Below are 23,232 nucleotides of genomic sequence, written 5' to 3' on the forward strand. Positions count from 1 at the left end.
TCTCTACATTTTATTTAGACAGCTTTCTCTCTTTATAAGTTCTGGCATAAATATAGAAAATGCCTTTGAAATTTTGTCATCACAATTTTCAAAAGAAAAGGGTAAAATATTAAGTGAAGTAAGAGAAAGTCTAAGGACAGGAAATTCCTTGTCTGATTCTATGGAAGTTACAAGAGCTTTTCCAAGTCTTGTGACGAATATGATCTATGTTGGAGAAAATACTTCTAGTCTAGGGAAAATTTTTCACAAGTTGTCAGATTATTACATAAAAAAGAGAGAAACCAATTCAAAAATAACTGAAGCTATGGCATATCCTTTGATTTTACTTATAAGTTCCATTTTTATAATAAATTTTTGATTATAAATGTAATTCCAAATTTTAGCCAAATTTTTAGTTACAATGATAATTTACTCCCAGCTCCAACGAGAATGCTAATAGGATTTTCAAATTTTATTTATAATAATTATTTTTACATAATTATGGGAATAATATTTGTGATAGCGATTGCATATTTTTATAACAAAAAGCATCCAAAGAAATTTCATTCTATGCTTCTTAAATCAAAGTATTATAGGATGACTAAGGATTTAAATTTTTCTTTTAATATGGATTTACTTCTAGGATCTGGACTAACTGTGGATAGAAGTCTTGAGATAATTTCTAGAATGGAAAATAATACAGTTTTAAGAGAAAAATATAGAAACATTTTAAAGGAAATAAAGTCTGGAGAATATTTTTATAAAAGTGCTAATGAAACAAAAGTATTTTCAAAAGTTATAATTTCTATGATTAGGGTTGGAGAAGATTCTTCAAATTTAAAAGAAATTTTTTCAATAATGTCCAATTTTTATGAAGAAGAATTAAATAGCAGAAATAAAAAGTTACTTGGAATACTTGGACCAGTTTTAATAATCATTATGGCATTGATAATTGGATTTATAGTGCTATCTATTGCACTTCCAATTTTTGATATGGTAAATCAATTTTAGGAGGTAATTATGAAAAAAATGAAGAAGAAAAAGGGCTTCACCCTAATTGAATTAGTAATCGTCATAGCCATTATAGCAATTTTAATTTCGATTGCCGCTATGAAGTACAGTTCAACAAATCTAGCTGCAGAAGCTGCTGCTCACAATGCCAATGTTAAAGTTTTAAAAAGTGCGGGAATTTTGTATCTAATAGATAATCCAAATCCAGAAAGTGGAATTAGCCTTGAAAATCTAAAAGATTACATAGAAGGTGGAAAGATTCCAAAACCTGCTAAACATCTAGAAGGATATGATTCTTTTACTGTAGAAGCAAGTGATGATGGCGATGTAACAGTTACACCAGGTCCAGTAAAAGTTTCTGATAAAAAGTTAGTTTTAGAAAATGAAGATTAATTTTTATAAAATATTCCTCTCTCTTCTCATATTTATTTTTGCTGGATCACTTGGATCATTTTACCAAGTTTTTGTCACTAGGCGAGAGAAGAAAGAGGATTTTATATTTTCTAGAAGTCATTGTGATTCTTGTAAGAGGACTTTATCTTTTTATGAATTAATACCAGTTTTTTCCTATATTTTTTTGGGTGGAAAGTGTGCTAGTTGTGGTGAAAAAATTGGAAAAGATAAATTTTTTATAGAGCTTTTTATTTCAACATTATCCCTTATAATTTTTATGAAATATAAAGTATCCTTTGAAACTTTTATAATTATAGGGATAATTGTTGTTGCTGTATTTATAGGAATTATTGACTACAAAACTTCTTATATTTATAATGTTGATCTTCTTATAATTTTTATTTTAAGTTTGGCTTATAAATATTTTTTACATTTGGGATTTTTTAATTCTCTAAAATATTCCCTTGGTATGGGTCTAATATTTTTCGCAATTTATTATTTCACATCTATGATGGGACTTGGAGATGTCTATTATTCTTTTATAATGGTTTTTTTTCTAGAAAACTTGTATGAAGCATTTATTTTATTTAGAGATTCTTTTATAAGTGCAGCAGTGATTTCCATATTTTTAATTTTATCCAAGAAAAAAAGTTTTAAAGATTCTATTGCTTTTGGACCTTTTATGAGTTTAGCTATAATTATTTTTTAATTTGCAGGTGACTTGACTTATGTTTGAAAAAATTATAATAATTAAAATTAATGACGGTTTTATAAATTTAATTGAAAAAACAAGAAATGAAAAAGAAATTAAGACTGTTCCCATAGCTTATAGGATTTATAAGGATGGGAAGATTTTAGATTACCACCATTTTTTCTATAAATGCAGCAAAATTGTTGAGAAAGCTGAAATAAATAAAAGGGACAAGGTGTATATTCTTTTTGATTCTAGTGAATTTATCCACATTAACTATAAAATTCCAGAAATTGAAGAATCTGATATAAATAATTTTCTAGAACTTGAACTTGAGGATTATGGGGATTTTGATATAAATAATTACGAAATCTTTTATAAAGACAAAAGAGCTAATGAATCAATTAACCTTTCTATAGATTTAGTTCCCAAAAATATGATTTCAAAATTGAAGGACTTATTTGAAAAATTAAATATAAATAATTTTGAAATTTATCCGGAAACTCAGAGTTTTAGTTTAAATGGAAAATTTATTGAGATAGCACCTTCCTACATAAAAGAAATTTTTGTAAAAGATAACTTAGTCAATTCTTATGAAAAAATTTATGATGAAAATATAGAAAAATTAATTGAAGATAATAATTTAGAAGAACAAAATGCTTCAAATATCATAAATTTGAGATATGATCCAGAAGATCAAAAGGTCGAAGAAGATTTTTTATTTAAGTACAAAAATTATTTTATAAAACATATTAGCCAAATGGAAAAATTTTCAAAAGGAGAAAGTGTAAAACTTTTCGGGAATATCTGTGATTCAAAGACAATAAAGGATACTTTTAAGGCCTATAGCAATTTGGATTTTGAGATTTTAGATGAGAATATCCTTAGTATAGATGGGCTAAAAAAGGAAGATAAAGCTGCAAAAAAGGTTAAGAATAAAAATTATATAAATATATTATTGCCCTTTGCTCTCTTAGCAATAATTGCCTTTAATCTCATTTATTCCAATAATTTAAAAAGAGAGTATGAAGAAAAAAGTGAAAATGTAAAGATGATTGATGTTGGGGAAAGTGATAATAAGGACCTTGCCAGTGACAAGTTTCAAGAAAAAAATAAAAAATTTATAGATAAAATTTCAGAAATTCAAAAACTTGAGGATGAAAATTTAGTACTTACTTCTTATAACTTTGACAAGGGAAGAATGACAGTTAGAGGAATAGTAAAAGATGAAGCTTATTTTAACAAGGTTTTTAAAGATTTTAATATAGTTAGCAAAAATTTTTACAAAGAAAATGGATTTAACAAGTTTGAAATGCAAATAAAATAAGTGTAAAATTCTCAAGAGGTGTTAATTTTGGAAATTGGTAAATTAAAGACAGAAGTGCTTGAAAAATATATTTTTGACAATTTAAAATTTAATAGAGAGGAAGTTCTTGTTAGTGGAGGAACTGGTCTTGACAATGCTGTCATGGACTTTGGTTCAGATTTAATAGTTGCATCAACTGATCCCATAACAGGTGCATCTAAAAATTTAGGGTCTCTTGCTATAAATATTTCTGTAAATGATGTGAGCTGTCAATGTGCTGATCCTGTTGGAGTTCTAATGACACTTTTAATTCCACCTACAGCTAATATTGAGGATTTAAAAACAATTGTAGAAGATGCAAGTAGGACTGCAAGGGAATTAAATGTAGATATTGTTGGAGGTCACACTGAAGTCACTGATGCAGTTAATAAAATTTTACTTTCAACAACAGTTTTAGGAAGAGTTAAAAAAGATAAAAGACCTAATATAGATAGCATAAAAAATGGAGATATTATAGCTATATCAAAATATATTGGAATTGAAGGAACTAGCATAATAGCCAATGAAAAAGATGAAGTTGCAGAAATTTTAACTAAAGAAGAATTTGACTTTGCAAAGTCCTTATCAAAGGAGATTTCTGTTTTAAAAGAATCAAGATTAGCTTCAAAATATTCTGTAAAACACATGCACGACATAACAGAGGGAGGACTTTTGGGGGCAGTTTGGGAAACCTCTCGTGCAATTAATTATGGAATCAGGATTTATGAAGATTTAATCCCAATTTTAGATGTGACAAAGAAAATTACAAATTTTTATGAAATTGATCCAAGAAGATTAATTTCCAGTGGCAGTATGCTCATGATTTTTGATGAAGAAGATTTTTTGAAATTTCAAAAAGAAGCAGAAGAAAAATCAATAAAAGTTACAAAAATAGGTGAAGTTAATTCTAAAAATGAAGCTGCAGTTTTATCTTCTGACATTGAAATAATCTTATCTGATCCAGGAGCTGATGAGCTTTATAAGATATTGTAGATTTTATTACAATTTGGTTACATTATTGACAATAGTTACAAAGATATATAAACTTTATCTAGGTGAATTAAATGAAAAAATTTTTTAAAATTTCGATATTAATTATGTCTTTGCTGATTACACCAGTATTTGCAGCTAAAGAATTTAATGTAAGCATAGGTAATACTAAGTTTAAAGTAAAGGAAGCTGGCGTTCTTGTAAATAACAAAACTCTAAAAACAGAATTTTCTCCCTACATAAAACAAGGTAGGACTTTTGTGCCAATTCGTGAAATTACAGAAAAGCTTGGAGCAGATGTAAAGTGGAAAGCTAAGGATAAGTCTATAAAAATTACATTAAACGGGGACGTTATAAATATGAAGATAAACAGTCCTGTTGTAAGTGTAAATGGACAAAAAAATTAATTTGGACAATGCTCAAGCCCCACAACTTGCACTTTACAAAAGTCCAAAAAAAGAAGTAAAAACTATGGTTCCTTTGAGATTTATATCTGAAACTTTTGGCTACAATGTCGATTGGAATAATGACAAAGTTAGGGCAGAAATAAGCACAAATAAGAGTAAATCTATAATTGAAGATAAGGAAAAAGATAGTAAAAACTCAAAGAATAAGAAGACAAATAATAAAAATAATAGTAAAACTAATAATAAAAAGACAAGCCTAAGCTCAAATTCAATTTTTGATAGCAATTATTTCCAATCAAATGATGAAAAAAAAGAAACATCTAATATAAAAAATGAAATAAAAGGTGGAAATAAGGATAAAATTTTTGAAGAAGCAGATCTTGACAAGTCAGATGAAAAGAAAAAAAGAGTTATTAAAGATAAAATTGAAGTGAATGGAAAATTGAACATTATTATTGACCCAGGTCACGGTGGAAAAGATTCAGGTGCAGTAGCACTTGATGGTGAAACTTATGAAAAAACTTTAAATTTAATGGTAGCTGAAAGATTAATGGATAAACTTTATAACAACCCAGAAATTAATCCAGTAATCACTAGATCAAGAGATGAATATATAAAACTTTTAGATAGGGCATCAGTTTCAAACGATGGCAATGCTCATTTATTTTTATCTATACACTTTAATTCTTCAGACAATTCCGAAGCAAAGGGAATAGAAGTTTTATATGCTTCAGAAAAAAATGTAAAAATAAAAGACACAGTTCAAAAAGATTTTGCATCTTGTCTACAAAAAGCTCTTATTAAAGAAACTGGAGCAGTTAATCGTGGCATAAAAAATAGACCAGCTATAATAGTTTTAAATAAAACAAAAAATGTTGCAGCTTTAGCTGAACTAGGATTTTTATCAAATGAAGATGATTTGGAAAAGATTAAAGACCCTGATTACATTGATAAATTAGCCCAAGGACTCTATAATGGTATAGAAGACTATATGGGAAGCTATGTTGAAAAATAGAAGGGAAATTATGAGAGAAGATAGACAAAATGACGAAGCAAGACCGATTAAAATAACAACAAATTATCTTGATCATCCTGATGGATCAGTTTTAATTGAATGTGGAAGGACAAGAGTAATTTGTTCTGCCATGATTGAAAATAAAGTTCCAGGATTTCTTAGAGGTAAAAATAAAGGATGGCTTTCAAGTGAATATTCAATGCTTCCTGGTTCAACACCAACAAGAAAAATTAGAGATATTTCTAAGGGAAAGCTTGACGGAAGAAGCAGCGAAATTTCTAGATTAATAGGAAGAGCACTTAGATCCTCAATTGATTTAGACAAAATCGGAGAAAGAACAATTTGGATTGATTGCGACGTTATTTCAGCAGATGGTGGAACGAGGACAGCATCTATAACGGGAGCTTACATTGCACTTAAACTGGCAGTAAAAAAAGCTTTGGAAAATGGAAAATTCGAGGAAGATCCAATTATTTCTAAGGTAGCAGCAATTAGTGTTGGTAAAGTTAATGGAATAAGTCTTGTTGACTTAGATTTTAAAGAAGATTCCAATGCAGATGTAGATTTAAATGTTGTCATGAACGACAAATTTGAATTAATAGAAATCCAAGGTACTGGAGAAAAGGGAACTTTTTCAATTGATGAACTAAATGGATTTTTAGAAGGTGCAAAAACTGGCATTGGAGAGATATTTGATTATTTTGAAATTTTGGAGCAAAATTTATGAGAAAAATTGTTTTATCTACAGATAATAAAAATAAGCTTAGGGAAATCAGAGAAATTTTAGAAGATTTAGATGTAGAAATTTACGGTAAATCTGACATAGATGGACTTGATTTTGAAGTTGTAGAAGATGGGGAAACTCTATATGATAATGCTCTAAAAAAGCAGAGGCTATGGCACAAAGAGTAGATTTTGCTGTTTTAGCAGATGATACAGGCTTATTTGTAAATGCCCTTAATGGTGAACCAGGAGTTCATTCTGCGAGATATGCCAAAGAGCATGATGATAAAAAAAATAGAGAAAAATTATTAAAAAATTTAAGTGGAAAAAAAGACAGATCAGCTTATTTTAAAACTCAAATTATTTTAATAGATGAGGATAAAAATATAATCCCCATAGAAGGACTTTGTCCTGGGAAAATTTCTGAAGTTGAAAAGGGCGACAATGGTTTTGGATATGACAGCATTTTTATTGCAGATGGATTTGACAAAACTTTTGCAGAAATGACTCATGAAGAAAAAAATGAAATTAGTCACAGAGCTAGAGCCTTAAAAAATTTAAGGGAAAAAATTTCTAAATTGTAAAATTATATTGACAATACATTTTTAATTTGCTATTATATATGTATTGTTCGTGGTGGGTATGGCCTAGCTGGTTAAGGCGTCAGATTGTGGTCCTGAAGATCGTGGGTTCGATTCCCACTATCCACCCCACAATATTTTAGAAGTGCCTGGCACTTCTTTTTTAATTTAAAATGCTAGAGTGGCGGAATTGGCAGACGCACCAGACTCAAAATCTGGCGGCCGCGAGGTCGTATGGGTTCAAGTCCCATCTTTAGCACCAAGATTTTTTAAATACTCTTGTAAAGTTTTATTTTCACAGATTTGTGATAATTTAGAGCTTTTCAAGAGTTTTTTTATTTGTAAAAATATAGAAATTAATGAGTTTTTGTAAAAAAATTAAAAATTCAATGTTTTCCTAAAATTTTTACACCAATTTTACACCACTTATTTCAAGCTAAATATTTTTTTAAAAGCGATTAATAATTTTTAGAAATTTTTAAATTGAGAATTTAATCTTAATATTTATTTAATTGAGTAATTAGTAAATAAAAGTATGCTATAATGAATTTATGAATAAGATAAAAAAAGCTGATATTTTAGTAATTTTTATAATTGTTCTTACTTCTTTTTTTATTTATTTTTTCACCAATAAATTGCCAAAAGATCATGAAAATTCTTCTAAAAAAGTTGTCATAACTGTTGATGGAAAAATTTTTAAGGAAGTAAGTTTAAATAAAGATACTGATATAAGAATTAATAGTCAATATGGAAATAATGTAGTTCATATAGAAAATGGTGAAGTTCAGATGTTTGAATCCGACTGCAAAGATAAAATTTGCATGAAGATGGGGAAGATTAGCCTAAATGGTGATTCAATTATCTGTCTGCCAAATAGACTAATGCTAAAAATTGTTGACGATGCACCTGATGATGAGAGTTTGGATATGATTATAAAATGAGAAATAATAGAAAATTAATTTATTTATCCCTCTTGAGTGCCATGGGCATAGTTTTAGGATTATTTGAGTCTATGATTCCTTTGCCAGTAGCGATTCCTGGAGCAAGGCTAGGACTCTCAAATATTGTTGTTCTAGTTAGCATAGTTTCAATTGGTTACAAGGAAGGATTTTTTGTAGCAATTTTTAAAATTATTTTACTGGGACTTGTGACGGGATCCATTTCAAGTTTATTTTTTTCTATGGGAGGAGCAATTTTAAGTTCTATTTCTATGATACTTGCTCACAAATTTTTGAAAAAGTATTTGTCGCTAATAGGAATTAGTGAAATTGGATCTTTTTTCCACAATTTGGGTCAGGTTTTAGTCGCATCTTTTATCATGAAGACCACTGCAATTTTAGCCTATTTACCAATTTTAGTTATTTTAGGGATTTTTACAGGCTTTTTTGTAGGGCTTACTTCCATATATGTAGTTGACAACACGAATATTTCTAAAGCGAGGGATTAAATGGAAAAAATAATTTTGGCATCAAATTCTCCTAGAAGGAGAGAAATTCTGGGAGAATTTATTGACTTAGATATAATAACTAAAGAAATAAATGAAATTAAAGACGATTCTTTTTCACCATGGACAACTGTTATGGGTCTTGCTTTTGAAAAGGGGATCGAAGTTGCAAAAGATAATGAAAATTTAATTGTCTTGTCTGCTGATACTCTAGTTGAATTAGATGGAAAACTTTTGGGGAAACCTAAAAATCGTGAAGAAGCAAAAATAATGATAGAGTCTCTAAGTGGTAGAAGTCACAATGTATACACAGGATATGCTATTTTCAAACTATCTGAAAAAATAAAATATGTGAATTATGAAAAGTCTTCAGTAAAATTTTATAAATTAAGTGATTTAGAAATTGAAAACTATTTAGATACTTTAGAATATAAAGATAAGGCTGGTGCTTACGGGATTCAAGGCAAGGGATCTTTATTAGTCGAAGAAATTAGGGGAGATTACTTTAATATTGTTGGACTTCCAATTGGAAAAATAAATAGGGATTTAATTAGATTATTTAATTTTAATTTGTGGTAATTTTATTATTTTTAATGGTGATTTGCTATGAAAGAAAGAGATTTTGAAAGATACACTATTAAGGAAATGCCAGAAGATGAGAGACCTCAAGAAAAACTCATAAAATTTGGTCCGAATTATTTATCGAATGCAGAACTTTTGGCATTAATAATTAGAACAGGGAATAAAAAGGGAGATTCATCTATTGACACAGCTACCAAAGTTCTTAGAAGTCTTAGGTCAGAAAATGATCTTGATGGATTAAGTTCTCTAAAAAATGCAAATTTTTCTGATTTGATGAAAGTCGAGGGAATCGGAGAAGCGAAAGCTGCCATGATTATTGCAGCTGTACAACTTGGGATTCGCCTTTCAGTTTCAAGTACGGGATCAAAGATAAGAGTCACATCGCCATCTATAGCTGCAAATTATGTTTTAAGTCAAATGAGTGTATTGGAAGAAGAACATTTTAGAATAATGACCTTAAACACAAAAAAAGAAATAAATTTTATAAGAGAAATTTCTAAGGGAACCCTTGATATGACTTTAGTTCACACTAGGGAAGTTTTTAGAGCAGCTATTTCTGATAATGCTCACAGCATAATTTTATTACATAATCATCCAACTGGAGATCCTAGTCCATCGAGAGAAGATATAAAACTTACTAAAGATCTTTTAGAAGCTTCAAAAATTATTGGCATAGATATTTTAGACCACATTATTATTGGAGACAATAGGTACTTTAGTTTCTTAGAAGAAGGAATTTTGTAGGAGGACTTATGAGAATTTGTGCATTAGGAGATTCTATTTTTGAAGGTTATTTAGTTGGTGGAAAATCCTTAATTTATTATTTATCGGGAAAAGGTTATGATATTGACAATTATGGAGTTAATGGGCTTACAAGCGATGAATTATTGTATTCTTTAGATAATTTAATGGCATATGATATAAATATTATTTGTATTGGCTTAAATGATTTTTTCAATGGAAAATCTCTTCAATATGTTTTGAATAATATTTTTAAAATTGTCCAAAAATTAAAAGAAAGTAAAGGGAAAATTTTTGTGATTTCACCTTACCAAACTTCAATTTACAATTTAGATGATGCTTATAAAACTTTTATAAATTTTAGCTCAGTAAATAATAAAATCGAAGAATTTGATAGGCTTTTAAAGGAAAATGAAGGCGATTATAAATTAATATCATTTTTCGATTTTGCCAAAGAAAATTCAATTGAAGAAGATTTAATTGATGGAATTCATCCAAATTCAAATCTTCACAAAAAACTTGCAGTCTATCTTGAGGAAGAATTAAATGGATATATTTGATATTTTTTGCAAAAAAATTGGATATAGAAAATTTTCAAAGAGAGAAAAAATTTTATCTTGTATTTTAATTTTGCTTTTAACTGAATTTTTATTTTACAATTTCTTGATAAAAAGAGACTTACAAAAGATTTCAGAATTAGATTCAAATAATAGTATTCAGAAAGAAGTAGAAGACTATGAATTTAGGGGTTTTGAAGATTTTTCTCCAGAGAAACTAGAAAAGATATCTAAAGAAAATAATTTAGATGATAATAATTTTTCAAAAGAATCCCAATCTGATCTTGAAAGTCTATACATAAGAGGAAAAGTAAATTCTAAGGACTTAAATAATATAAAAAACTTTACAGAATATTACGGCTACTCAAATATTAATCTCACAAGAAAGGATGAATCTACTTACACTTATAATTTTAAGGCGGAAAAACCATCAAGGGCTATTTTTTATAGCGACTTAAAAAAGGCATATTTTGAAGAAGCTGAAGTAGAAAATCAAAATAATAAAGATATAAATAAAAATAAGGAAGAAGAAAAGAAAAATATAGTAAAAATTGAAAATACAAAAGTCACAAAAAATAGCAAGGGAACTAGAAATAATACAGAAATTAAAAGAATTAGTTCTAATAAAAGTAAAACTAAGTCCCTGTCTAAAAATAAAGATTCAGACCTAATTAAGGGACACGAAGAAATTCTTTCAAAACCTAATAAGAATTTATTATTAAAAGAAAGTGAAGATAAAGATAATTTTGATTATAAAAATTTAGACGAAGAAAGATATGAAAATTCGAACAATTATCTTGAAGATTATAGTTTTATAACAGAAGATGGAGTAGATATAAAATATTACAAGGACTCAGCTTTGGCTTCAGTTTTTGTCCATGAAAAGAATCTCACTGATATGATAAAACTTGGTCTCGATAGGTCTTGTGATGGAATTTCTTTGTCTCTTTATTTTCCATACAAAGCATGCAAAGAATTTGGAACAATAAATAGCTATGGAGAAAAAGTGCCCTTCACTGGAGATATTTTTGAAGGTCAATGGTTTAGAGTTAATTTATTTCAATACGATACAAGTTATATTTATTTTATTCCTGAAAATGATAAAGATTTATTTTTATTCATAAAGGAAGTTGATTTTCATGAAGAGATTTAAGGGATTTAGCTTAATTGAGATGATTTTAAGTATTGCTATAATTTTAATTCTTCTCAGTACTGTTACTATTAATTTTAATATCAAGGATAAAATTGAAGCAAGAGAACAAATTAAGACAATGGCGCTTGATATAAAATTTTTAAAAAACTATGCTCAAATAAATAATACTAGAACTTCTATGGATATAAGTGATAATTCTTATACAATGAAATTTGGAGAAAAAAGTAAGGAAGTAAAATTTAACCAACTTGTAAAATTAGAAGAATCAAATCTAAATAATATAACCTTTACTAGCAAGGGAAAGCCATCATATATAAGGGACAAATCTTCAGCTGGAACTCTTATATATTCTGTGGGAAAGAAGAAATTTAGAATAAGCATCCAGCCAGTTACAGGTAAGGTGAATATAAGTGAGTATGAAAAATAAAAATAAGGGGCATCTCATGTTGGAAGCACTATTTTCAATAGCACTTATCGCCCTAGTAGCTTCAACTATTTTGCCAAATATTATAAGTCTTTTGGAAAACCAAAACTATATTAGAGAAAGAGAAGAACTTATAAATGTTGTAAGCTCGAGAATGGAAGAAATTATTGGAGAGTCTTATAACAATGAGGACCTGTCAATTGATTTTAGTTCAAATGATAATATAAATGATAAATTTAAAATTAATATTCAAAATGAGGAGCAAGGGAATTTAAATCATTTAATTGTAAGTGGAAAGAGGCGAAATTCAGATGAAGAAGTTAAAATGGAAATTTACTTGCCGAAAAAAGGGCTATTCACTTATTGAATTAGTGGTTTCCATGGGCATGCTTTTAATAATTGGAATGGTTTTGACATCAATTCTAGGAGTTTCACAAAAAACTCTTAGTAAAACTTACTTAAATGAAAATGTAAATTCTGATGTATCCTATGCTCTTGAATACATAAAAGATGAAATTGCTTCTAGTGAGTTTTATGTAAATTTAAATGGAAATTTATACTTTGTAGAGAGATTGGGAAAAAATTATAATTACATAAGTTTTGCTTTAAAAGATAAAGAAATATACAGATTTTCAAGATTAGAAGATTCTATTGTTACAAGTGGAGAAATAAAGAACAAGGGAGCAAATGCAATTATAGACAAGGTAGATGATTTTTCTGTAAGTGATGAAGGAGTATTTTTTTAGAATCAAAATAAAGTACAAGGACGAAGATGAAATTTCTACAAAGATTGCAAAGAGGATTAAGCTTTATGAATAAGAGAGAAAAGGGTTATATATACATTTTTACAATTATTCTTATTAGTCTTCTGGCAATCTTTTTTACTTTATCTATTCTTATCTTTCTAATTCAACTAATATTAGCAAAAATAGATTAGATGGAATCCAAGCGAATTATGCCGCTGAATCAGTTTTAAATATGAAAATCTCTGAAGAAGACTTTGAAGAAGAACTATCTAATTTTATTTTTAGCGATACAAGAAAGAGAAATTTAAGCGTAAATTCTTCTCCAAAGGACACAGAAGTTTTGAGTATGAGCTTATCTAAATCAGATTACTTGGATAAGGATAAAAAAGAAATCAATTATGTTGATTTAAAGGCAAATGTTAAATATAAAAACACACTTGCAAGCTCAAATATGAGAGCAAAATACATTAATAAAATTTATGAAGAAAAAGATGGGATTTTAAATTCTGGAAAAGTTTCTACAAATTATCTTGAAAAAATAAGACAAGCTTATGAAGATGAGTCATGGATAAATAAAAGTTCAAAAGTTATTGTACTTGATGGTGATTTTATATATGCTTATCCCTATATTCTTGAGGAAGTTGAAGAATATGATGAAGAAACAGATTCATTTATTAAAAAGCGAAATAAAGTTTATAAAATAAAATCCACAGAAATAATTGTTCAAAATTCAGGATCACTTAGCTTTGAGTCTGGAAGTAATTATCAAATTTTCATATTAAATGATAAAGTTTTGTTTAATGATAATGTAATATCTGGTATAATTATTTTAAAAGAGAATGCACAAATTTCAAATAATTTAGGAGTAGATGGATATTTAATAAACTTATATGATAAAGAATTAAATATAAGTGTAGAATATTCTAAGCGAGTCTTCGAGATCTACGGTTATTTGTTGCCTGAATACATAAAATTTCAGCCAATGGCAATTAACTATAATGAAATAGAAGATAATACTTAAAATGGAGGAAAATATGATCAACGCAGGAGAACTAAGAAAAGGACTTACATTTGAATGGGACGGAGATGTTTGGGAAGTTATTGATTTCCAACACGTTAAACCTGGAAAGGGAGCAGCATTTGTAAGAAGTAAAATTAAATCAGTACTTACAGGTGGAATCAAGGACACAACTTTTAACCCATCTGAAAAATTTGAAAAAGTTGTAATTGAAAATAAAGAAATGCAATACCTATATTCTGATGGTGAACTTTATTATTTTATGGACCAAGAATCTTATGAACAAATTCCATTAGAAAAAGATATGGTTGAAGAAGCTCTTAACTTTATAAAAGAAAATGATATGGCAACTATTAATTTTTACAAGGGAAAGGCATTTAGGGTAACTCCTCCTAACTTTGTTGAATTAGAAGTAACAGAAACTGAACCAGGAGTTAAGGGTGATACATCTAGCGGTGGATCAAAACCTGCTACTGTAGAAACAGGCTTTACTCTCAATGTGCCACTTTTTATTAACACAGGAGATATGATAAGAATTGACACTAGAGATGGCGAATATATGTCTAGAGTTTAATTTGGAGGAAATATGGAATACTTATTAAAAAGAATATCTTACCTACAAGGCCTTTGTGATGGTTATGACTTAGACACTACTACAAACGAAGGAAAAATTATTTCAGAACTTGTAGATATTCTAAGTGACGTTATCGATGAAATGAGAGAATCTCGCGAAGAAATTGAAGATTATGTAGACATTATCGAAGAAGATCTTGCTGATCTTGAAGATTATGTTTACGAAAATGACGACATTGACTTCGACTTATATGATGACGACTTCGACTTTGACGATTTAGACATCTATGATGAAGATGAAGAAGAGGCAGAAGAAGAATAAAATATTTTTAAAGGCGAGGGTAATCCTCGTCTTTTTTAAGATATAAAATTTTACTTGTATTATTAGGAGTATTTATGATAATAAAATCTGGAAGATTAATTGATCCAAAATCAAATAGAGATGAAGTTTTAGATATAAAGATTAAAGATGGAAAAATTCTTGCAATAGGAAAAAACTTAGAAAGCTCAGAATCAGAAGAAGAAATAATCGATACCAAGGGAAAAATTGTAGTCCCTGGACTTATTGATGTTCACGTACACTTTAGAGATCCAGGCCAAACTCAAAAAGAAGATTTAGAGACAGGTAGTCAAGCTGCAGTAGCAGGTGGTTTTACAAGTGTAATTCAAATGGCTAACACTAGTCCAAAAATAGATTCAAAAGAAAAAATCTTAGAACATTATAAAAAAGCAAGAAATTTACCACTAAAAGTATTTACAGTTTCAGCTCTAACAAAGAATTTTGGAGATTTAGAACTTGTAGATATGGAAGAAAATTTCAAAAGAGGTGCTGTGGCTTTTACAGATGACGGTATTCCCAACAGAAATTCAAAATTAATCCTTGAAGCTATGGAAAGGGCAAAAAAGCTAGGTGCCCTAATTTCTTTTCACGAAGAAGATCCAGAATTAATATCTCAAAATGGAATAAATCATTCAGAAGTTTCAGAAAGTTTAGGGATTTTTGGATCACCAAATATTGCAGAAACATCCTTCATAGCAAGAGATGTTGCAATAGCAATTTATACTGGAGCAAAAGTTTCTATTCAACATATTTCCACAGGTCTTGGAGTTGATTTAGTTAAATTTGGAAAATCCATGGGTGCAAATATTTATGCAGAAGTTACTCCTCATCACATTGCACTAAATGATTCTGCAGTCTTAAAATATGGCAGTCTTGCAAAGATGAATCCGCCTCTTAGAAGTGAAAAAGATAGGCTTAGAATTACAAAGGGTTTAAAAGAAGGAACAATAGAAATAATTGCAACAGATCACGCTCCCCACACAAAAGAAGAAAAAGAAAAAGAAATAACTAAGGCGCCTTCAGGAATAATTGGTCTCGAAACTTCATTCTCAGTTTGTTATGAAAATTTAGTATTGACAGGGGAAATAAGTCTTATGAAATTAATTGAGCTTATGTCTTATAATCCTGCAAGAATTTATGGTCTTGATGGAGGAAAAATAGAAGAAGGAGAAGTTGCAGATCTTGCTATAATTGATCTTGATAGCATTTATAAAATAGATAAATTTAAATCAAAATCATCTAATACACCTTTTAAAGATAAAAATTTAAAGGGAGAAGTCATATATACAATTTCTGATGGAAAGATAGTATACAAAAAATAAATATGTCAAAGTGGAAACAATGACAAAGGTTTTGACCAAAATCTTTAAAAATCTTTGTTATTAGTATATTATTAAAAAAGGGAGGTAGTTATGAAAAAAGTTAATTTAAAAATACTTAATTTTAAAAGTATAAAAGATACTTTTAAAAGATTTCCCTTTACAATAATTTCTGCAATACTAGGAAGCATATTTTTGGTTCTTGCGACACACGATAGCTATTCCGAAGCTTTTAACAATAGATTAATTTCTTATGGTTTGGTTTTTGTATTCGCAATATTTCTCTACGCTTTTATAAAACTTTTTAATGAAGGACTCAGAAATTTTTATGACTTAAAAAATTTAAAGAACAATAATTTATTAAAAATAATTTCTTATGTAATTACTTTGCCAATGCTATATGGCATTTATGAACTTGTTTTTGACGAAAAGCTCCACTAAATAATTACAATGATAGATTTATTTATTTTACATTGATTGCAGCTTTAGTTGTAGCATCATCTTTTATTGCAAAGTTTAATTATCATGAGGATTATGTTGCCTATGTGGCAAAAATTTTGAAAGCTTTTATAATTTCAAACATATATAGTTTTATAGTTTTTGTGGGAATGTCTAGTATAGTTTTTGCTATAAATTCTCTATTTAACTTTAATTTTGGATCTATAGTTTATCTTAGAATAGGAATTATTTCTTTTATCCTATTTAACGTGATAACTTTTTTCCAAGATTTTCCAAAAGTTAGAGATTCTTTTACAGACTACAAGTATCCAAAAGCTTTTAAAATTCTATTAGTTTATATAATTACACCACTTGTGATTATTTATACACTAATACTTTTGGTTTATTTCATAAAGATATTAGTTCTTTGGCAAATTCCTAATAATCTCATTGTAAATTTAGTGATTTGGTTTTCAAGTTTTGCTGTAATTTACTTATTTTTCTTGTCTAGAGTGGATTCAATAGCTTTTATTAATAAATTTAAAGTTATTTTTCCAATAAGTTTATTTCCTATACTTGCGATGATGTTTTTTGCAATTTACTTGAGAATAAGTGAGTATGGTCTAACTGAAAATAGGTACATTGTAATTGCTGCAGGACTTTGGGTATTTTTATCTTTGATTTATTATATCTTTTACAGAAATAATTCAAACATTACTATTCCAATTTTCTTGGCAATAATAATTTTGATTACTGGAATTGGACCTGCATCTGCAATAAGACTTAGCACGAGATCACAAAATGCTAGGTTTGAAAGGCTTTTAAAAGAAAATAACATGATTGCAGGACAATATATTAATTCAGATGTCAATGTTGACAGTTCTGTAAAAAATCAAATAATAGATATTGTTTCTTACATGGACAAAAGAAATAGAATAGAAGAACTAAAATATCTTCCAAAAGATTTTAAATTAAGTGAAGAAAATTTCACTAGAGTATTTGGTTTCTCCAATAAAATTGAAGATAAAACTTATCTTGGTTACTCTTATACAGATAATGTCAATAAAGAAGGGGAACTAGGATTTAATATGGACATAGAGGGTTATAAAAATATAATTTTTGTCTATTCTCTAGACGATATTTCCACTTCTGGAAATTACAAATTTGAAAGAGAGAAAAAAGAAATAAATATTTATAAGAAAATTAATGAAGAATATAGATTGCAAAAAACTATTGATTTAATTGGTCTAAGAGATAAATTAAAAACTCTAAAGAAAACAAAAAATGAAATCAACTTAGAAGACCTTGCAATCGAAGATTCTAACATGAAAATTTATTTCACAAATCTTTATTTTGGAAATGATGAGAACATAGAAAATGCTTATGTGGAATTTTATCTCTTAACAAAATAGGAGTGATAATTTGTATTATATAAATTTTGAAAATGATGTTTTTATAGATGAAAACATAGACCTAAGTCACATAAAAGATATTTTGAGAATTTACCTAAATAGGTGTGATTCTTATCAAATCACTTTATTAAAAGATGATGAGAAATCAAAAAAGATAGTTGACGAATTTGCCGTCTATTCTGATGAAAATGCTTATGAATATATTTTTCAAGGAATTATTGATGAAGACTTTAAGAAAACAATTTTAGAAAATCTCCTTGGAGAAAGGGCACTAAACTTTATGGGTATAAGCCTTTATGATGATGGCATTTTAAAATTAGAGATATTAAATTATGGCAGTGAAGTTTATATTTACGGTTTTGATGAAAAAACTGTTGTAAAATTTTCAGAAGAACTTGAAAAAGTTTATGGAATCAAAGAAGTAAATGTATATATAGAAAAAGATAGTGAAGAAGATGAAGAGCACCATCACAATCATGACCATGAACACGAAAATAATTGCGACTGTCATTCACATGACAAAGATGATTCCTGTGGATGTGGTGGAGATTGTTGCCATTAGATAATAAAAAAGAGTCTATCTCAGTTAATGGGATAGGCTCTTATTTTTTTTAAGAAAGTTCTTCAGATATAGCGGCAGAAATTTTTGGAAGAAGTTGTTTTTTTCTAGAAAGCAAGCCTTCTGATAGAAACTTATCAGAAACAAGATCTTTTCCAAACTTCCTTGCAATTGATTCTTTAAAGGAACCAGCTAAGATGACTTCGGAAACTTCCTTAAATATATCTGTAATCATTAATACAAAAGTTTCAGCATCTGATGTTGCCACGAAATTTTCCATAGCTTCTTTTAAATCTTTTTCCACAGAAACTGTGCTTTCAAGATCCATTGTAAAAATTTGACAAACTCTCACATTTACACCTTCAATGGAAAAGTTTTTGACATCAGATTTTAATAACTCGTCAGGTTTTCTGCCTTCAAGACTTGTTCCTGCTCTAAACATCTTCATTGCAAAATCATCAACATCAATTGCTGCAATTTTTTTCATTTTATTTAAAACATATTTATCAGTTTCAGTTGATGTAGGAGATCTAAATAAAAGTGTATCAGAAATAATTGCTGCACAAAGAAGTCCTGCTATTTCTCTTGATGGTTTTATCCCATTTTCAAAAAACATTTTTGATATAATTGTAGCAGTAGATCCAACAGGTTCGTTTCTAAAATATATTGGCGAAGATGTTGATATATTTGCAACTCTGTGGTGATCTACAATTTGAATTATTTCTGCACATTCTATGTCGTCAATGGATTGGTTTCTTTCATTGTGATCAACTAATATTATTTTTTTCTTTAAATTTGAAATCAAATGATATCTTGAAATATTTCCAATTACTTTATTTTTATTGTCCAACACTGGATAGGATCTAAATCTTGATTGTGCCATTTTTTCTCTGACATCGTCAATTAAATCGTCCTTGTGAAATACTACAAGGTCATCTCTTGTCATGACATATTCTACAGGAACAGCTTGTGGCAAAATTCTTGCGACCATAAAAGTTGAAAGACCAGTAGATATTACAGCAACATTATTTTCTCTTGCAAGTTCCATTAAATCATCATCAAGTTTACTTGATATAGTAAGAATTAAAAGAGAAATTCCTTTTTTAATGACAGACTCTTGGTCTTTAATATCATCACCAACAATAACTATGTCGCCTTCCTTTATTAGGTCTTGATTTTTTATAGCTTTTACAGCCATTTTTCCTGAAAGAGGTCTTGGATTTTCTGGTAGGTGTAGAACTTTTCCTTTAAGTACATCTAAAATATTTTCAAAACTTGTTTTACTTCTTCCAATAATTGAGTCGTCCCAAATTTCCATATAAGTAGATGCAATATTTGAAAGACTAACTATTCCAATTAAGTTGTCGTCATCGTCAACTACAGGGAGTGAATTGATATTATTTTTTTGGATTAAATCCATTGCTGATGCCATAGAAAGGCTAGGATTTACACAATAAGCTGCATCAATTTCAATATCACGAACTTGAGGTTTTATAGAATTTTTAATTCTTGGCTTTGGAACTTTAAAATAATCTAAGACAAATTCTGTTTCTCTGTTTAAATTTCCAAGCCTAATTGCTTCAGCGTCTTCGCCCATTTTATTTTTTAGTTCCGCAAGGGCAATGGCAGAACATATACTATCTGTATCTGGATTTTTGTGACCAGTTATATAAATTTTATTTTTCATATACCCTCCAAATTTCCTTGATATTATAACACACAAATTCGTCAAAATCTTGTAAAAATGTATGAACTTAGGATATAATTTATGTGTGATAATATGAAAATAATAATAATTGGAGCAGGTGCTAGTGGAATAAGCACTGCTATAAATGCAAAAAATGAAAACAACGAGGTTATACTTCTTGAAAAAAATGATAGGATTGGGAAAAAATTGTTGGCAACTGGCAATGGTAGGTGTAACTACACTAATTTAAATTTGTCAGAAAATAATTATTCTTCTCCTGAATTTGTAAGAGAAACTATAAAAGATTTTAATAATGAAGATTTAATTAATTACTTTAAACTTTTGGGTCTTGAATCCACAAGTGATGGGAATAGAATTTATCCAATTACCTTAAAAGCCAATTCAGTATTAAATATTTTAATGTATTGGTTAGAAAAAAAGGGAATCGACATTAGAACAAATACTGAAGTTAAGGAGATCAAAAAGAATAAAAACTCCTATACTTTATTTACAAACAATGGAAATTACGAAGCTGATGTAGTAATAATTGCTTTTGGAGGAAAAGCAATGCCAGCAAGTGGATCTGATGGAGTAAGTTTTGAAATTTTAAAGAAAATGGGAATAAAAGTCACAGATTTAAGAGCTGCACTCACTCAGTTAAAGCTTGATTCAAAATATTTAAAGCATCTAAGTGGTACAAAAGTTATTGGCAAGGCAAGACTTTTAAAGAATAACAAAGTTGTAGATGAGAGAGAAGGTGAAATTTTATTTACAAATTATGGAATAAGTGGTCCGCCGATTTTAGATTTATCAGTAAATATTAGCCATGATAATGTAATAGAAGTTCCTCTTATAAATAATTTAAATGATGAAAGCATAGAAATGCTTTACAGAAGATACTATATGTTTGCAGATTTTTCTCTCGAAGAATATTTATTGGGGATTGTGGACAAAAAATTCATTCATTATATAGTCGACTTTTTAAATTTAGATAAAAACACAGCTATGAATATGATTTCTATGAGTGATTTTGAAAAAATTATAGGTTTATTGTTAAAGTCGCGTTTTAGAGTGACAGGTAATACTGGTTTTAAAAATGCACAGGTCACTAGAGGCGGAGTTGATTTAAGTGAAGTAAATAGTTCTGATTATCAGTCCAAGAAATATAAAAATCTCTACATTATTGGAGAAGCTCTAAATATTGACGGAGACTGTGGTGGATATAATTTACACTTTGCCTTTGCATGTGCCTATAGGCTTGGAAAAATACTTAGGGAAAAAAGTAATTTGCAATAGAAAGAATTTCAGATTAAAATAATCTTTGCGAATAAATTTAATAATTACTTATTGCAATAGATTTGGAGGAAGAATGTTTTATTTAGAGAAAAAATTAAAGGAATATGGAAATATTTCCGTTGGAATTGTGGGCTCAGGAATTATGGGAAGTTCACTTTTCACCTTACTAAGTCAAAATGAAAATTTTTATCCCCTAGTATTTTCTTCAAGAAATAGAAAGACACTAGAGGCTGCTATTGATTCTGCTAAGATTAATAAAAAAGATCTTGCCTTTACTGATGATATTGAAGAGGCTAAAAATTTATTAAAAGAAAAAAAGTATATAGCTACTACTAACAATTTAATTGCTGCATCACTTGTAGACTGCCTAGTTGATTGTACTGGAGATACAGAAACTGGAACTGCACTTTCTCTTTGTGCCATTGATAATAAAGTTGATATTGTAAGTCTAAATGTAGAAATGGATGCAACAGTAGGACCTTATCTAAAACATTTGGCTGATGAAAAGGGAGTTATTTACTCTGGAACTAAGGGAGACGAGCCAGGTGCTATTGTAGAAATTTATGAATTTGCAAAAAATTGTGGTTTTGAAGTCTTAGTATTAGGCAAGGGAAAAAATAATGAATTAAATAATTATGCAAATCCAGAAAGTTTAAAAGAGAGTGCTGAGAAAAAAGGCATAAATCCTAGAATGTTAACTTCTTTTGTTGATGGAACTAATACTATGATTGAACTAAATGCTGTTTGCAACGCTCTTGGATTTGTACCTGACATAAGAGGATGTCATTTTATTGATACTGAAGCAAAAAAGATAGCAGAGGATTATAAATTAAAAGAAGATGGCGGAATTTTAAATTCTTATGGAGTTGTTGATTTTGCGACAGGAATTGCTCCAGGTGTTTTTGCAGTAGTTAGACCAAAATCAGAAATAATAGATAAGGAAATGAAATATCTTTCAATGGGAGAGGGTCCAAATTATGCAATTTATAGACCCTATCATTTGACAAGTATTGAAACTGTCATTTCTATTATTAAGGCAGTTGTCCTAAGAGATGAATCAATTGCTCCAATAGGAGAACCCTTTGCAGAAACAGTATCTATTGCAAAAAGAGACATAAAAAAGGGAGAAAAGTTTGATTCTATTGGTGGAGAAATGATTTTTGGAAGTCTTGAAAAGAAAGAAGATCAATTAAAGGGAAACCATCTGCCAATTGGAATTGTAACTGAAGGTTCTTTTGCAAAAAGAGATATCAAGAAGGGATCTTTACTTACTTATGATGACATATCTTTAAATGAAGATTCAGAAATTGTTAAATTAAGAAAAAAACAAGATGACTATTTTAAAAAGTAAACAAAGATGATATAATATGTGAAATAGGTGATAAAATGAGAATAACACAAGAAACAGACTATGCATTTCGTATTGTTAGTTATCTAGCCAAAAATGAGGGCAAAGTCGTTGGAGCACCGCAAATTGCTGAAAGCGAAGGTGTTACTAAAAGATTTACTCTTAGAATTTTGAGAAAATTAAATTTAGCTGGTATTACAGATGCGAAAAGAGGATCGAAGGGCGGTTATTATTTAAAGAAACCCAAGGAAGAAATCACTTTGTATGATATACTTATAGCAGTAGATGGTCCTATTGTAATTAATAGGTGTCTACAAGAAGAAGACTCATTTTGCAGTAAGCATTCTGATGGAGATACGAGAAATTGTAAATTCCACGTTGCCCTTGCTGGTATGCAATCAAATATTATTAAAATGTTTAAGAGTCAAACAATCGACAACTTCATATAAGCTGTGAAGAG

The 23,232-nt window shown here is 28.8% G+C and carries 29 protein-coding genes, 2 tRNA genes, 2 pseudogenes and 1 other annotated feature (1 of these 34 cut by a window edge); of the genes and pseudogenes, 32 read left to right on the plus strand and 1 reads right to left on the minus strand.

The window, feature by feature from the left end:
* The 29 genes and pseudogenes from HGPT_RS09500 to HGPT_RS01345 all read left to right on the plus strand — a co-directional run.
* On the plus strand, positions 1-358 hold a 358-nt coding region (locus tag HGPT_RS09500), incomplete at its 5' end, for a type II secretion system F family protein (RefSeq protein ID WP_019138072.1).
* A 137-nt stretch (positions 359-495) separates the two neighbouring features.
* Positions 496-990 (plus strand): type II secretion system F family protein, encoded by a 495-nt coding sequence (locus HGPT_RS09505; protein WP_245544064.1) that lies wholly within the window; start codon positions 496-498, stop codon positions 988-990.
* 9 nt (positions 991-999) lie between these two features.
* Positions 1,000-1,383 carry a prepilin-type N-terminal cleavage/methylation domain-containing protein gene (locus tag HGPT_RS01230; protein ID WP_019138074.1) on the plus strand — a complete coding sequence of 128 codons (384 nt, stop codon included), beginning with the start codon at positions 1,000-1,002 and terminating at the stop codon, positions 1,381-1,383.
* Positions 1,373-1,654, plus strand: a pseudogene (locus HGPT_RS09510) (prepilin peptidase); the annotation flags it as partial. The gene HGPT_RS01230 and the pseudogene HGPT_RS09510, both read left to right, overlap by 11 nt.
* A gap of 6 nt (positions 1,655-1,660) precedes the next feature.
* Positions 1,661-2,092, plus strand: a complete 432-nt coding sequence (locus tag HGPT_RS09515; RefSeq protein ID WP_245544118.1) for a prepilin peptidase — start codon at positions 1,661-1,663, stop codon at positions 2,090-2,092.
* A 19-nt stretch (positions 2,093-2,111) separates the two neighbouring features.
* Positions 2,112-3,401 (plus strand): hypothetical protein, encoded by a 1,290-nt coding sequence (locus HGPT_RS01240; protein WP_019138076.1) that lies wholly within the window; start codon positions 2,112-2,114, stop codon positions 3,399-3,401.
* Positions 3,402-3,419: 18 nt separating this feature from the next.
* The gene (locus tag HGPT_RS01245; protein ID WP_245544065.1) at positions 3,420-4,412 is read left to right on the plus strand and encodes an AIR synthase family protein; all 993 of its coding nucleotides are present in this window, start codon (positions 3,420-3,422) and stop codon (positions 4,410-4,412) included.
* Between the two features lie 71 nt (positions 4,413-4,483).
* On the plus strand, positions 4,484-4,816 hold the full coding sequence (locus HGPT_RS09520; protein ID WP_019138078.1) for a copper amine oxidase N-terminal domain-containing protein: 333 nt from the start codon (positions 4,484-4,486) through the stop codon (positions 4,814-4,816).
* Positions 4,800-5,831 carry an N-acetylmuramoyl-L-alanine amidase gene (locus HGPT_RS01250; protein ID WP_019138079.1) on the plus strand — a complete coding sequence of 344 codons (1,032 nt, stop codon included), beginning with the start codon at positions 4,800-4,802 and terminating at the stop codon, positions 5,829-5,831. Before HGPT_RS09520 ends, HGPT_RS01250 begins: the two co-directional genes overlap by 17 nt.
* A gap of 10 nt (positions 5,832-5,841) precedes the next feature.
* Positions 5,842-6,558 (plus strand): ribonuclease PH, encoded by a 717-nt coding sequence (rph, locus tag HGPT_RS01255; protein ID WP_040542366.1) that lies wholly within the window; start codon positions 5,842-5,844, stop codon positions 6,556-6,558.
* Positions 6,555-7,138 (plus strand): annotated as a pseudogene (rdgB, locus tag HGPT_RS01260) (RdgB/HAM1 family non-canonical purine NTP pyrophosphatase). Before rph ends, rdgB begins: the two are co-directional and overlap by 4 nt.
* Positions 7,139-7,190: 52 nt before the next feature.
* A tRNA-His gene (locus HGPT_RS01265) sits at positions 7,191-7,267 on the plus strand.
* Positions 7,268-7,310: 43 nt separating this feature from the next.
* Positions 7,311-7,397 (plus strand) — tRNA-Leu (locus tag HGPT_RS01270).
* A gap of 289 nt (positions 7,398-7,686) precedes the next feature.
* Complete coding sequence (locus HGPT_RS01275; protein ID WP_019138083.1) at positions 7,687-8,076, plus strand: NusG domain II-containing protein; 390 nt, start codon at positions 7,687-7,689, stop codon at positions 8,074-8,076.
* On the plus strand, positions 8,073-8,582 hold the full coding sequence (locus tag HGPT_RS01280) for a Gx transporter family protein (protein WP_019138084.1): 510 nt from the start codon (positions 8,073-8,075) through the stop codon (positions 8,580-8,582). The genes HGPT_RS01275 and HGPT_RS01280 overlap by 4 nt, the downstream gene beginning before the upstream one ends.
* Positions 8,583-9,158, plus strand: a complete 576-nt coding sequence (locus tag HGPT_RS01285) for a Maf family protein (RefSeq protein ID WP_019138085.1) — start codon at positions 8,583-8,585, stop codon at positions 9,156-9,158.
* 27 nt (positions 9,159-9,185) lie between these two features.
* On the plus strand, positions 9,186-9,905 hold the full coding sequence (gene radC, locus HGPT_RS01290) for a RadC family protein (RefSeq protein ID WP_019138086.1): 720 nt from the start codon (positions 9,186-9,188) through the stop codon (positions 9,903-9,905).
* Positions 9,906-9,913: 8 nt separating this feature from the next.
* Positions 9,914-10,462 (plus strand): SGNH/GDSL hydrolase family protein, encoded by a 549-nt coding sequence (locus HGPT_RS01295; protein WP_019138087.1) that lies wholly within the window; start codon positions 9,914-9,916, stop codon positions 10,460-10,462.
* On the plus strand, positions 10,449-11,612 hold the full coding sequence (locus HGPT_RS01300) for a hypothetical protein (protein WP_019138088.1): 1,164 nt from the start codon (positions 10,449-10,451) through the stop codon (positions 11,610-11,612). The genes HGPT_RS01295 and HGPT_RS01300 overlap by 14 nt, the downstream gene beginning before the upstream one ends.
* Complete coding sequence (locus HGPT_RS01305; protein ID WP_019138089.1) at positions 11,599-12,039, plus strand: prepilin-type N-terminal cleavage/methylation domain-containing protein; 441 nt, start codon at positions 11,599-11,601, stop codon at positions 12,037-12,039. Before HGPT_RS01300 ends, HGPT_RS01305 begins: the two co-directional genes overlap by 14 nt.
* The gene (locus HGPT_RS01310) at positions 12,029-12,403 is read left to right on the plus strand and encodes a hypothetical protein (RefSeq protein ID WP_019138090.1); all 375 of its coding nucleotides are present in this window, start codon (positions 12,029-12,031) and stop codon (positions 12,401-12,403) included. The genes HGPT_RS01305 and HGPT_RS01310 overlap by 11 nt, the downstream gene beginning before the upstream one ends.
* On the plus strand, positions 12,348-12,782 hold the full coding sequence (locus HGPT_RS01315) for a PilW family protein (RefSeq protein WP_245544066.1): 435 nt from the start codon (positions 12,348-12,350) through the stop codon (positions 12,780-12,782). The genes HGPT_RS01310 and HGPT_RS01315 overlap by 56 nt, the downstream gene beginning before the upstream one ends.
* Positions 12,783-13,014: 232 nt before the next feature.
* Positions 13,015-13,803 carry a hypothetical protein gene (locus tag HGPT_RS01320; RefSeq protein ID WP_019138094.1) on the plus strand — a complete coding sequence of 263 codons (789 nt, stop codon included), beginning with the start codon at positions 13,015-13,017 and terminating at the stop codon, positions 13,801-13,803.
* A 13-nt stretch (positions 13,804-13,816) separates the two neighbouring features.
* Positions 13,817-14,374 (plus strand): elongation factor P, encoded by a 558-nt coding sequence (gene efp, locus HGPT_RS01325; protein WP_019138095.1) that lies wholly within the window; start codon positions 13,817-13,819, stop codon positions 14,372-14,374.
* Positions 14,375-14,386: 12 nt separating this feature from the next.
* Positions 14,387-14,695 carry a CD1247 N-terminal domain-containing protein gene (locus HGPT_RS01330; RefSeq protein ID WP_019138096.1) on the plus strand — a complete coding sequence of 103 codons (309 nt, stop codon included), beginning with the start codon at positions 14,387-14,389 and terminating at the stop codon, positions 14,693-14,695.
* Positions 14,696-14,769: 74 nt separating this feature from the next.
* Positions 14,770-16,035 carry a dihydroorotase gene (locus HGPT_RS01335; protein WP_019138097.1) on the plus strand — a complete coding sequence of 422 codons (1,266 nt, stop codon included), beginning with the start codon at positions 14,770-14,772 and terminating at the stop codon, positions 16,033-16,035.
* A 90-nt stretch (positions 16,036-16,125) separates the two neighbouring features.
* Positions 16,126-16,473 carry a hypothetical protein gene (locus tag HGPT_RS09525; protein WP_019138098.1) on the plus strand — a complete coding sequence of 116 codons (348 nt, stop codon included), beginning with the start codon at positions 16,126-16,128 and terminating at the stop codon, positions 16,471-16,473.
* A gap of 32 nt (positions 16,474-16,505) precedes the next feature.
* A complete protein-coding gene (locus HGPT_RS01340) occupies positions 16,506-17,882 on the plus strand; it encodes a DUF4153 domain-containing protein (protein WP_019138099.1) in 1,377 nt (458 codons plus the stop codon).
* 10 nt (positions 17,883-17,892) lie between these two features.
* Entirely contained in the window at positions 17,893-18,444 is a 552-nt protein-coding gene (locus HGPT_RS01345) for a hypothetical protein (RefSeq protein WP_019138100.1), read from the plus strand.
* 49 nt (positions 18,445-18,493) lie between these two features.
* Here the strand turns inward: HGPT_RS01345 and HGPT_RS01350 are convergent, their stop codons facing one another.
* Positions 18,494-20,128 carry a putative manganese-dependent inorganic diphosphatase gene (locus HGPT_RS01350; RefSeq protein ID WP_019138101.1) on the minus strand — a complete coding sequence of 545 codons (1,635 nt, stop codon included), beginning with the start codon at positions 20,126-20,128 and terminating at the stop codon, positions 18,494-18,496.
* 93 nt (positions 20,129-20,221) lie between these two features.
* On the opposite strand from HGPT_RS01350, the gene HGPT_RS01355 reads away from it, so the two are divergent.
* The 3 genes from HGPT_RS01355 to HGPT_RS01365 all read left to right on the plus strand — a co-directional run bounded on the left by HGPT_RS01355 (position 20,222) and on the right by HGPT_RS01365 (position 23,221).
* Positions 20,222-21,424 carry a BaiN/RdsA family NAD(P)/FAD-dependent oxidoreductase gene (locus tag HGPT_RS01355; RefSeq protein WP_040542372.1) on the plus strand — a complete coding sequence of 401 codons (1,203 nt, stop codon included), beginning with the start codon at positions 20,222-20,224 and terminating at the stop codon, positions 21,422-21,424.
* A 73-nt stretch (positions 21,425-21,497) separates the two neighbouring features.
* Positions 21,498-22,775 (plus strand): NAD(P)H-dependent oxidoreductase, encoded by a 1,278-nt coding sequence (locus HGPT_RS01360; RefSeq protein ID WP_019138103.1) that lies wholly within the window; start codon positions 21,498-21,500, stop codon positions 22,773-22,775.
* A gap of 35 nt (positions 22,776-22,810) precedes the next feature.
* The gene (locus HGPT_RS01365; protein WP_019138104.1) at positions 22,811-23,221 is read left to right on the plus strand and encodes an RrF2 family transcriptional regulator; all 411 of its coding nucleotides are present in this window, start codon (positions 22,811-22,813) and stop codon (positions 23,219-23,221) included.
* Positions 23,216-23,232 (plus strand) — a binding site (T-box leader); it runs 174 nt beyond the window's last position. It overlaps the preceding gene by 6 nt.

Source organism: Peptoniphilus timonensis JC401, assembly GCF_000312025.1.
GTDB lineage: Bacteria > Bacillota > Clostridia > Tissierellales > Peptoniphilaceae > Peptoniphilus_A > Peptoniphilus_A timonensis.